This is a genomic window from Klebsiella huaxiensis (assembly GCF_003261575.2).
Classification (GTDB): domain Bacteria; phylum Pseudomonadota; class Gammaproteobacteria; order Enterobacterales; family Enterobacteriaceae; genus Klebsiella; species Klebsiella huaxiensis.
In genome coordinates this window covers 5,596,156-5,607,950 of record NZ_CP036175.1, presented here as the reverse complement: position 1 = coordinate 5,607,950, position 11,795 = coordinate 5,596,156, and the positions used below count along the sequence as shown (strand labels likewise).

Genomic DNA, 11,795 nt, shown 5'->3' with positions numbered 1-11,795 from the left:
ATGGTTTGGGGGGAGAGAATGGACACCAGGAAATATTCTGAAAGTGTTGTCAAAGATATTTTGCAGTGGGTTGAAAGTTCATTGAATACAACCTTGCCAGTAGAATTTATTGCTGAGAAGTCTGGGTATTCACGATGGCATTTTCAACGTTTGTTTAAACAGACGACCGGTGTTGCGCTGGGTGAATATGTTCGTGCTCGTCGATTATCATGTGCTGCGATTGATCTGAAATTGACTTCCAGAACAGTCCTAGACATTGCACTTCAGTATGGTTTTAATTCGCAACAAACTTTCACGAGAGCTTTTAAAAACAAGTTTCATCTTCCTCCCGGTCGGTACCGCAAGCAAGGGAATTGGAATTTATCAGCGCTGTGTCCATCTTTACTTTCAGATTATGAGGAGAGATATGCCAATGTTAGTTAATGACCCCGTATTAATTTCTATGATAGAAGATCTGACTGATAAGTATAATAAAATGCAGGATTTTTTAATCGATGATGAACCTTGTATTGATATCGTACGGTCGGTGTATGAGTTGGAGTGTACAGTTAGTGAATTCAAAAAAAGAATTATACTTCAACATATTTCCTATTGCCATTCAGATGAATGTGATGACCCTGACCTGCATGTCGCCTTAATTGACAATATAAAAAACATACTTGACTATCTTGAATAATTTTACAAGAAGGGCATTAGGCTTTCTTAAAACCATTTGTGTTTTGGATGAATAAATATTTTTAATTCACTGATTTCCGTATGGTCTCAACCATAAAGAATATGATGGTAACTAACCCGGGTCAGTCAGTGCGACTCATGCAAGATGCTTGATGTGTATATCGTATAAAATCTTGACCCTATATCAACTTCATGGTTTTTAATGGAACCAAGTCGAGAGTAGCGAGGACGATGAACAGAGCAATAGGGGGAATCATCAATGGAACCTTGTTGCGGACGTTCTGCCTAGTCGCTAGAGCAAACAGAGGTCTCCATGATCAAGCAAAAAACTATCAAGAATATTGTTGAATTAAACGGTATTGGCTTGCATAGCGGTAAAACCGTTAACATGAAAATCATGCCTGCTGGTGCCGATAGTGGCATACGGTTCCGTAGAACAGATGTAACTCCTGTTGTTGATATTCAGCTCCGTGCCGATCAGATTCATGACACTATGCTGGCAACAAGCATTATCAACCCTCAGGGAGTTCGAGTTTCAACAATCGAGCATTTCCTTTCTGCGGTGTCTAGCATGGGGCTTGATAACCTCTTGGTGGAGCTCGATGCTCCAGAACTTCCCATTCTCGATGGGAGTGCCAGAGGATTCATAGACTCAATAATGCACGCTGGTTTGATAGAGCAGTGTGCGCTAAAAAAATATCTTCTGATAAAAAAAACGGTTTCCGTAAAAGATGGCGACAAATGGGCTCTTTTGCATCCAGACTCAAAGTTCTCGATCGATTTTATGATTGATTTTAAGCATCCCTTGATTTCTGCTGAGACTAATAGATTAAATATTGAAGTGTCGAAAGAAAACTATATTAGCGAGATTGCTGATGCCAGAACTTTCGGATTTGTTCGTGATGTAGAACTTCTACAACAAAAAGGTCTTGGGTTAGGGGCAAGTTTGAACAATGCGATAGGGCTTGATGAATATAGCGTTCTGAATCCGGAAGGTCTGCGATTTAATAACGAACTTGTGCGACATAAAACACTGGATGCGATTGGAGACCTCTTTGTATCAGGCCATAATATTATTGGCGCCTACCATGCTTATAAGTCAGGGCATGCATTAAATAATAAGTTGATGCTTGCACTGTTGAATGATGTCGAATCATGGGAATTAGTGAGTGTTGGTGAATATAAAAATGATGCCACTAGAGAAACCATCCTTTCTAAACCCAAAGAAGAGTGTTTTGAGTCATTAAGTATGTGGTCATAAGGGATATGAGTATGTTCGTCACATCTGGTTTTTTACACAGCTTATCTTGATGATTTTTTTCTTGACCTTACCACCACGGGAAGGTCTAGGCTGGATATCGACTAGGGAAGGTGCGAACAAGTTCCTGATATGAGATCATCATATTCATCCGGAGCGCATCCCAGAGGGACATCATGAGCCATCAACTCACCTTCGCCGATAGTGAATTCAGCACTAAGCGCCGTCAGACCCGAAAAGAGATTTTCCTCTCCCGCATGGAGCAGATTCTGCCATGGCAGAATATGACCGCTGTCATCGAGCCGTTTTATCCCAAGGCGGGCAATGGCCGACGGCCCTATCCGCTGGAGACCATGCTGCGTATTCACTGCATGCAGCATTGGTACAACCTGAGCGACGGTGCCATGGAAGATGCCCTGTACGAAATCGCCTCCATGCGCCTGTTTGCCCGATTATCCCTGGATAGCGCCCTGCCGGATCGCACCACCATCATGAATTTCCGCCACCTGCTCGAGCAGCATCAACTGGCCCGTCAATTGTTCAAGACCATCAATCGCTGGCTGGCCGAAGCAGGCGTCATGATGACCCAAGGCACTTTGGTGGATGCCACCATCATTGAGGCACCCAGCTCTACCAAGAACAATGAGCAGCAACGCGATCCGGAGATGCATCAGACCAAGAAAGGCAATCAGTGGCACTTTGGCATGAAGGCCCACATTGGTGTCGATGCCAAGAGTGGCCTGACCCACAGCCTGGTCACCACCGCGGCCAACGAGCATGACCTCAATCAGCTGGGTAATCTGCTTCATGGAGAGGAGCAATTTGTCTCAGCCGATGCCGGCTACCAAGGAGCGCCACAGCGCGAGGAGCTGGCCGAGGTGGATGTGGACTGGCTGATCGCCGAGCGTCCCGGCAGGGTAAAAACCTTGAAGCAGCATCCGCGCAAGAACAAAACGGCCATCAACATCGAATACATGAAAGCCAGCATCCGTGCCAGGGTGGAGCACCCGTTTCGCATCATCAAGCGGCAGTTCGGCTTCGTGAAAGCCAGATACAAGGGGCTGCTGAAAAACGATAACCAACTGGCGATGTTATTCACCCTGGCCAACCTGTTTCGGGTGGACCAAATGATACGTCAGTGGGAGAGATCTCAGTAAAAACCGGAAATAACGCCAGAAATGGTGGAAAAAATAGCCTAAATAGGCTGATTCGATGTGTTTGCGGGAAAAAAATCGGCCCAGATCCGCGAAATTTTAATCAGCGAGTCAGCTTGGGAAGAAATGACCTGCTTATTCGCACCTTCCCTAAGTCTTGATGAGCCAAACGGTAACCGTATCACTACGTATGCAAGGTAAGAGTGTCAGAAACGACGTCATTTGAAACTGGATCTGATATTAACAGAATACATTTTGGGAGGTAAGGATGAACATTGGTGATGCTGCCCGGTTATCCGGAGTTTCCGCCAAAATGATCCGCTATTACGAAGAGGCGGGATTAATACCGGAAGTTGCAAGAACTGCAGCCGGGTATCGGATGTACAGCGATATTGATGTGTACAAATTGCATTTTATACGTCGATGTCGGGAGTTAGGTTTCTCTCTGGCGCAAACAGGAGAACTTCTCTGTCTTTGGGGTAACCATTCGCGCCAAAGCGCTGATGTGAAAAAATTAGTCGAGTCACACATCCGCGAGTTGACTGTAAAAATTCAAGAATTTCAGCGTATGGCATCAATACTTACAACGCTTTCTGATTGCTGTGCAGGGGATGATAAGCCTGAATGCCCTATTTTGCGTGCACTGTATCTTGCAGATGTTAACGGTTTGCAGGAATCAGATTCTGGCCCTGAAATTACTTAGCCGCTACCCATATATGACAGTAATTTCAACTGAAATTACGCCCACAAAACAAGATGATATTAACATTAATTGGGTTAGTAATTCTTGGGTGAAAAGAAAGCAATGTGGTTTTTAAAATATATTAACTGTTTTTAGTAGTGAGGTTTACAATGTCAGATATTATTCCCGGATATTGCACACTTTGCCGTTCGCGTTGCGGGACGTTGAATGAAGTAGCAAATGACCACCTGATCAAGGTACGGGCCAACCCTGAACATCCTAATGGTAAGGCCATGTGTATGAAGGGCAAAGCGGCACCTGAGCTGGTGGACAGCGCAAATAGAATTCTGTACCCGATGAAGAGAACCCATCCTAAAGGTGCCGAGAACCCGGGCTGGAAACGTATAAGTTGGGAAGAGGCTATGTCAACGATAGCCGGACAACTGGAAAAATTTAAACGAGAGAACGGAGCTGAATCTGTCGCTTTCGGTTTTACGAGCCCAAGCGGTACCCCCCTCAGCGATGCAATTGAATGGTTAGAGCGATTTGTTCGTATCTATGGCAGCCCAAACACCAGCTATGGAACTGAAATATGTAACTGGCATAAAGACGTTGCACATCGATGGACCTTTGGCTGCGGCATCCCTGTTGCTGACTATTCCCATGCCGATCTTATCCTTCTTTGGGGGCATAACCCCGCGAATACTTGGCTTGCCCAGGCTAGTGCGATTGGTACTGGTCGAAATAACGGTGCAAAACTGATCGTCGTGGATCCTCGCCCGACACCTTTAGCGAAAGAAGCAAATGCCTGGCTTGATGTCAATCCTGGAACTGACGGTGCATTAGCTTTGGGGTTAAGCCATCTCCTGGTAGAAAGAAACCTGTTTAATCATGAGTTTGTTCGAAACTGGACTAATGGTCCTTTGTTGGTTCGAAATGATAATGGTTATTTTCTTCGGGAAAAAGATATTAACCCACTTGCCATCAGTAATCGCTATACAGTTTGGGACGAACACAACCAGCAAGTCACATTTATCGATTCCGAGACTCGAACTGAAGAAACGCTGACGCCTACAGCTGCACTTGAGGGTAATGTTGAAGTTGCAATAGCTGATGGTGCAAAAATTTCCTGCCAAACGGCGTTTTCATCTTTTAAAGATATGTTGGCTAATTATGACCCAGAAAACGTAAGCCGTATCACCGGGGTATCTGTTGCATCAATTGAAGCCGCTGCGAGTTTGATTGCCGGGGCCAAGAAAATCGCCTACCACAGTTGGTCTGGAGTGGCACAACACACTAATGCCACCCAAACAGAACGTGCGATTGCGACACTGTATGCTTTAACCGGTTGTTTCGATCAGGAAGGATGTAATCGAATCTATGCCAGCCACCCGGTGAATGTGGTTAATTCACCGACACTGATGCCAAAATCACAATGGGATAAAGCATTAGGTCTTGAAGAAAGGCCTATCGGGCCGCCTTCACAAGGTTGGGTTCATTCTCAGGATATCTGGCATTCAGTATTAGAAGGTACACCCTATAAAATTCGCGGGTTAATTGGCTTTGGTGCCAACATATTACTTTCACAAAGTGATACTTCTCTCGGACAACAGGCGCTTGAGGCACTTGAGTTTTATGCCCATGTAGATTTGTTTGAAACGCCTACATCAAAGTATGCTGATATCCTTCTGCCAGTAAACACTGCCTGGGAGCGCGAAGGCCTAAGAACCGGGTTTGAAAGTAGTGCTGCTGCTCAGGACCACATTCAGTTGAGAAAAAAAATGGTCTCTCCGCGCGGTGAAAGCCGTTCCGACCTTGAGATTGTTTTCGATCTTGCATGCCGGTTAGGAATGAATGAAGCGTTCTTCGACGGCAATATTGAGGCAGCCTGGAATTATCAACTAGAACCATTAGGTTTGACTGTTGAGATGCTCAGAAATAAGCCAGAAGGTTACGATATCCCGCTTGAGCATAAAGTCAGAAAATATGCTTTCAGAGACCCAAATAGTGGATATCTGGCAGGTTTCAATACAGAAACAAAACGTGCAGAGTTTTACTCTGAGATCCTTCATCGCTATGGTTACAATCCTTTACCTGAGTATGTACAGCCGCAAGAATACCAGCGCAACGATCCTGATTATCCACTAATGCTGACATCCGTTAAAAGCGGATTCTTCTGTCATAGCCAACATCGAAGCCTGACTAGCCTACGAAAAAAAGCACCTTATCCAACGGTAGACATTTCGGCAGCTCTGGCTGACGAAGAAGGTATCAAGACGGGGGATTGGGTAGAAATTGAAACGAGAGCAGGTCTTGCTCGATTTAGAGCAAAAGTGGAAGCCAAACTCTCTCATGAAACTGTAATTGCTGAGTTTGGGTGGTGGCAGGCTTGTCCTGATTTTGGCAAACCTTCATACCCGGTTAAAGGTGAGTACAGTAGCAATTACAATAGCTTAATCAGCGGTGATAGCTATGATCCAGTCAGCGGTGCTTTACCTTTGCGTTCATTCCGCTGCCGCATTCGCCGCTTGAATGATTTTGAGCTGATAAGACGCCCCTGGGAAGGTCGTAAAACATTCAAAGTCATTGAACTGAAAAAAGAAGCAGATAATGTTACGACAGTTACCTTCCAATCGAATAGTGAAGGCTACTTACCTGATTATGAACCGGGCCAGCATATCACTGTTAGCTGTTGTCCGATGAGCGATTCTGAAGAGATCGTTACCCGGGCGTATTCGCTGACAGGCCCTGCGTTTGTTCATGACCGTAAAACCTATTCCATTTCTGTCCGTCATCAGAAAGCGACTGATGAGAAAGGTGAATATGTAGAAGGAATAATGTCATCCTACATAAACACGCATTTGCAGATAGGCAAGGATGTTGAACTTACGCCTCCTGGGGGGAATTTCATTGTCCCGCTCAATGCCGTCCAGCCTGTCGTAATATTTGCTGGCGGTATTGGAATTACTCCATTCATTTCCTATCTGGAGTCTATTAACCCCCAAGCGGAAGGTCCGGAAATCTGGCTTTTCTATGCTAATCAAAATAGTAGGCTACATGCGTTTAAGAAAAGAATTGCGGAGCTAAATGCGTCTATTGACAGGCTTAAAGTAATTAATATCTACAACCAGCCCCTCGACTGTGATATTCCAGGATTGGATTATGATAGAGCTGGTTATGTTGGTGCGGGAGATGTCGAGGCATATCTTATTGAGAATAATGCTCGTTATTACATGTGTGGTCCGCAGCCTATGATGGATGCGATATCCCGAGGGCTTCAGGAGAGAGGTGTACCTGCATTTGCTATTTTCTACGAGATATTTCGTTCTCCGACAAAAATAAATAATGATCCCTCATTACGTCATAAAGTAATTTTTGCAAAATCAGGAAGAGAAGAGATCTGGACCACGGATAAAGGTACTCTGCTGAATTTTGGAGAAAAACTTGGGATTAAAATGCCTAGTGGTTGTCGTGTTGGACAATGTGAAAGCTGTTCAACTAAGGTGATTGCCGGGAACGTGCAGCATCTGAATGGTGTGGAACCCTCTGATGAGGGTGCATGTTTGACATGCCAGTGCATTCCTGCCGGTGATATCACTATTGATGCCTGAGATAGGTATTAGCATCCTTTACATCAGGCCATTTTAGTGGTCTGATGTTATTCAATGGATAACGCTATGTTTTAAAGACATTTTTAATTATTTTGCGCCAATCCAACTCAATAACCGATTTAATGAATTATTTCAGTGCGATCTTCATGAATTTTTATCATCCTCCCCCTTACCTTCAAGTTACTGCAAGTCTTAGCCTGTAAGAAATTACTACAGTCACCAGTTTCGGATTGGCCGAGGAGTTTTAGTGAATGAAAGGCTTGCAATGATAAAATTGAAACTTCATTGTTTTTCTGCATCGAGCCTAAAAAAATGACCGGGTATCCCTGAGCACAAAACCAGCCATCCACTCGATACATACAGGAAACGCGTTGATAACCGCGCTGCCATGGATGCCATATTCTTCTTCCTCAGGACTGGTTGTCTGAACGCCACCGGGATATGTTCATCGAGTTCTGCACACCGGCGCTTTAAGGAGTGGCACGATTCAGGCATTTTTGAGCGCTTCTGGCAGAACGGTTTGCTTGCCTGCGAGCATCTGGACAGCATTGACTGGTCCTGGTTGTCGATGGACGGTTGTATGACCAAATCGCCGCTGTCAGGAACAAAAAACAGGTCGCAATCCTAAGGACAAAGGGAAACAAGGTGTAAAGCGCAGCCTGCTGACGGACGCCAGGGGGCTTCCTCTGTCGCTGGTCGTCGCAGCAGCGAACACGCACGACATCAAATTGGTTGCGGATACGCTCGATGCCCTTCAGGCGGGGCATCCGGGGGGAAACTCAGGCTCTGTCTGGACAAAGGTTACGAAGCTGGATGGCTGAAAACGTATCTGCAGAGTCGCCGTTACGAGCCACATATTCAGTCCCGTAAAGAGGAGTCTGACGCCAGTAAAAACAGGGACTTCAAAGCCCCTCTCTGGGGCGTTGAGAGGACTCATAGCTGGATGAATCGCTTTCGCCGGGTTCTGACCCGATGGAAAAAGAAGGCCGAAAATTACGAGGCTATGTTGCATTTTGCCTGTGGTCTTATCGTCTGGAATAAAGTCCTATTGAGATAGGCTCTTAGTTAATAGAATCCCGTTCATATGGTCTATCATATGCTGTATACAGATCGAGAGAGTACCACTTGCACTAAAATTTATTGTATTCCCAAAAGCATCAAGAGCGGTGACATTTATTTTCTCTGCACGGTATACAAAACGACTGGTTCCTGGTATAGAAAGACATTTTTCCTCAGTGATATTTTTTTCTTCCTTACTCTCAGCAATTACCGGATTAATTAATACTATTGGTTGCACCAGCGATTCAGGGACATCAATTACAGCAATCCTTTGGTGAACACCAACCTGGGTTGCTGTTAAACCTACACTGGATGTACCGTACATAGTGGTAATCATATCCTTAATAAATTGCCGGGTTATCGGTGAAATATGTTCGACGGGCATTGCAATGATCTTCAATTTGGGATCCGGATACTTTAAAACTGATAATAATGACATGCAAGGCTACTCTTTATTTAAATGGCAGTAAAAACGATATGTTTTAAGTCGGACCTGAGTGGAGAACCGGGACAGAAATAACTACCGGACTGACAGCCAGATATAAATCTTCTGCTGCCTGCGAACGTCATTCCGGTCTGTCCTGCTCAACAGCACAACAGACCGGAAACACTATATCAGAGAAGAGGAAGGGTATAACTGACTGTAACCCGGGTTTCATCCTGGTCACGCTGTCCAGCAGAGCCTTTTCTACTTGTGTCAGGCAGAGCGCTGCGCATTGTGGCATTTTTTACGGAGATGCCAAGTCCGTTAAGTATTCCCTCGGGGATAGTATAACTCAGGGCAATATCCCGTTCCCATTCCCCCTTTCGCCCATTCCCGGTATCAATATTATCGGCGTTCAGATAGAGGATACTTAGATTCAGCCCTTTGAGCCCTGCATCAGCAAAATTATAGGCGTACCGTGCCAGCCAGGTTCGCTCCCCCGCCCTGCTGAATTTTAGCAATTGTGCATCAGTAATTAACCAGGTGCTTGTTCCTTCTCCATCACCACGATTCAGATATGGAAAGTCACTTTTCCCCGTCAGCCACTGATAACCACTGCTCACACTGTGACCTCCAGAAGACCATGTCAACTGACCGCTATAAACATTGTTGTCCACTTCTCCCTTTGTGCGATTATTTCCGTAATAACCAGTACTTACATATCCGGCACTCCGTCCTGCAGCACTTCCGTTCTTTCCGTCTGCATCGCTGATGAATATACGAATATCTGATTTCAGGTTCCCGGAAACGATTTTCAGGTTATGTGCCAGTCCGATATAGTTTTGTCTGTAAAAATTATCCAGCTCACCGTAATAGTATGAGAGAGTCATGTCTTTCATAAGAGTATAGTCACCACCGGCGAAATAAAAACGATTACTGCTCCGTGAAGTGGGACCACTTCCATTGGCTCCGGCAATGGACATTCCGCGCATATCTGTGGAGTTACGTCCTTTTGTATGTGTGAGAACGCCGCCGGTCAGACTCAGATCGTCGATATCTGTTGATGATATTTGTCCTCCCTGATATGTCATGGGCAAAAGGCGGGCATCGTTGTATATAACGACGGGATTTTTGGGCTGAAGCGTTCCATAACGGAGTTCCGTATCAGATATTTTTGCCCTGCCGGTAACCCCCAGGCTACCGAACTGATGAACCGCTCTGCCATCATTGTCTAGCGGAAATACTGTACCGGGTTGCCGACCTGACGCCGGTGAGCCTGCTTTACCTCCTCCGTCAAGTCTGATGCCCAGTAGCCCCAGAGTGCTCAGTCCGAATCCCACTGGCCCTTCAGTATAACCTGAATCGTAATTGAGGATGAACCCCTGTCCCCATTCTTCCTGTTTACTGAACCCGTCCCCACTGCGATTATCTGTATTAATATAGAAATTGCGGAGTGTGAGATTGGCCTTACTGTCTTCAATAAAACCGGCTATCGCATTAGGGACTGTAACTCCCGGCATCAAAGCTACAGCAGATATTACGAGTGTAACTATTCTCATTCAGGTAATTCCTTTAGCTTGCCTGATATCAATATACGCGGTAACACGAAGGGAAAATGGCAGAAAATAATGAGGTATTTGTTTACCGCTGCACTAAGTACGAATCCAGTTCATATCAAAAACCATGAAGTGGCTACAGGGTCAAGACTTTTTTTTTCAGACTGACTGCTTATACCATGGATTGGCCCTATGCACCGTGTTTCTGCTGGTTGTAAGACAGGAGACTTCCGTTTAGACCGGCACTGTTTTCAGGGAGGGAATCAATCTGATGTATCAAGCGAATTGGGTTAATTGTAAGCGTCCAGCGAGACTTGCAACTACCCACAATTATATTAAGGTAATCATTATGATAATCAGCTAAATTACTTTCAGGGATGGTTGAATGATTAATCAGGAACAGACTTCGCTTTCATGGCTCGATGAGGAAATTAATTCTTCTGTCTTTAGCGATCGCCGCCGTGCCAGTCGTTTTAAAAGTCTCATGCAAAAACTCTGGCGGGGGATGGGCAACAGCCTCCCTTTTGCCTGCCAGGATAATGCAGCAACAAAAGCCGCTTACCGGTTCCTTTCCAGTGACAGGATTGATGAGCAGCACCTGCTGCAGGGACATTCCGAGGCTACCAGTCAAAGGATATATGCGCTGCAAGGTGAGAAGATTCTACTGCTTCAGGACACCACAACATTTGGCTACCACCGGGATAACCCTGATGCAGTAGGATTTGCAGGCAATCACACCTAATCAAGATGGGGAATGATGCAGGTGTCAATTGTGGGATCCTGATGCATTCGAGCCTGGCAGTGACGACATCAGGGCTCCCGCTGGGTCTGACCGCGGTGAAGTTCTGGACCCGAAAAAAATTCAAAGGCACTAACGCACTTAAAAGGAAAATTAATCCGACCGTTTTTTTACATCAGATCACTGGCTGACAGTCAAAGACGTGGCTCACGTCTTCATGGTTGACATAGTCTGTCCGGACAGAGATGTCCATATCCGAGCAAGTTTCCGGCAGGAACGAGGTTGCCATAGCTCCGGATGAGAGCATGCCAGTCAGAATCAGTACTGCAGTCACGCTAAATTTTTTCATCTGTATATTCCTCTTCATCAGATATCGCCGTTTCACCTGTTAATGTGTATTAAAAACCCTGTGGTTCATACAGGGTCAACACCCTTACGCTGTTTTTTCTGGTGGGATAAGGACAAAAAAAAAGGCTACCTGGGGGTAACCTGACTAAAACAGTCATCAAGGAAAACGGACAACAGGGATAGGGTTGTCCTGGAGGGTGTGTCCGCATGTGAGGTCGCCGGCGGAACCGGAGGTGACCCCCACTATAGTGGCAGTCAGTCCGGCAGTTCCCTCTGCGACCATCTCACG

Annotated in this window: 10 protein-coding genes and 1 pseudogene; 8 read left to right on the top strand and 3 right to left on the bottom strand. The window is 45.5% G+C overall.

Features of this window, described 5'->3' with window-relative positions:
• The first annotated feature begins 18 nt into the window (after positions 1-18).
• The 7 genes and pseudogenes from DA718_RS26745 (at position 19) to DA718_RS26715 (ending at position 8,437) form a co-directional block, all read left to right on the top strand.
• Complete coding sequence (locus DA718_RS26745) at positions 19-423, top strand: helix-turn-helix domain-containing protein (protein WP_071532327.1); 405 nt, start codon at positions 19-21, stop codon at positions 421-423.
• On the top strand, positions 407-676 hold the full coding sequence (locus tag DA718_RS26740; RefSeq protein WP_223175622.1) for a hypothetical protein: 270 nt from the start codon (positions 407-409) through the stop codon (positions 674-676). The genes DA718_RS26745 and DA718_RS26740 overlap by 17 nt, the downstream gene beginning before the upstream one ends.
• A 312-nt stretch (positions 677-988) precedes the next feature.
• Complete coding sequence (lpxC, locus tag DA718_RS26735; RefSeq protein ID WP_023302364.1) at positions 989-1,936, top strand: UDP-3-O-acyl-N-acetylglucosamine deacetylase; 948 nt, start codon at positions 989-991, stop codon at positions 1,934-1,936.
• A gap of 173 nt (positions 1,937-2,109) precedes the next feature.
• Positions 2,110-3,090, top strand: a complete 981-nt coding sequence (locus DA718_RS26730; protein WP_016947617.1) for an IS5-like element ISKpn26 family transposase — start codon at positions 2,110-2,112, stop codon at positions 3,088-3,090.
• Positions 3,091-3,355: 265 nt separating this feature from the next.
• Positions 3,356-3,790: a Cu(I)-responsive transcriptional regulator gene (gene cueR, locus DA718_RS26725; RefSeq protein ID WP_023336667.1), complete on the top strand. Its 435-nt coding sequence runs from the start codon at positions 3,356-3,358 to the stop codon at positions 3,788-3,790.
• Positions 3,791-3,939: 149 nt separating this feature from the next.
• Complete coding sequence (locus DA718_RS26720) at positions 3,940-7,380, top strand: molybdopterin-dependent oxidoreductase (RefSeq protein WP_023302365.1); 3,441 nt, start codon at positions 3,940-3,942, stop codon at positions 7,378-7,380.
• 322 nt (positions 7,381-7,702) lie between these two features.
• Positions 7,703-8,437: pseudogene (locus tag DA718_RS26715) on the top strand (IS5 family transposase).
• Here the strand turns inward: DA718_RS26715 and def are convergent.
• Together def and DA718_RS26705 are read right to left on the bottom strand one after the other, a co-directional pair.
• Complete coding sequence (gene def / locus DA718_RS26710) at positions 8,426-8,878, bottom strand: peptide deformylase (RefSeq protein WP_016154430.1); 453 nt, start codon at positions 8,876-8,878, stop codon at positions 8,426-8,428. The pseudogene DA718_RS26715 and the gene def sit on opposite strands and share 12 nt — an antisense overlap.
• Before the next feature lie 176 nt (positions 8,879-9,054).
• Entirely contained in the window at positions 9,055-10,422 is a 1,368-nt protein-coding gene (locus tag DA718_RS26705; RefSeq protein WP_016154429.1) for an OprD family outer membrane porin, read from the bottom strand.
• Positions 10,423-10,804: 382 nt separating this feature from the next.
• Between DA718_RS26705 and DA718_RS26700 the strand changes: the two genes are divergently transcribed.
• Positions 10,805-11,161, top strand: coding sequence for an IS4/Tn5 family transposase DNA-binding protein (locus DA718_RS26700; RefSeq protein WP_016154428.1), 357 nt, complete (start codon positions 10,805-10,807; stop codon positions 11,159-11,161).
• Between the two features lie 172 nt (positions 11,162-11,333).
• On the opposite strand, the gene DA718_RS26695 is transcribed toward DA718_RS26700, so the two are convergent.
• Positions 11,334-11,525, bottom strand: coding sequence for a hypothetical protein (locus DA718_RS26695; protein ID WP_045890344.1), 192 nt, complete (start codon positions 11,523-11,525; stop codon positions 11,334-11,336).
• Positions 11,526-11,795 lie beyond the last annotated feature (270 nt).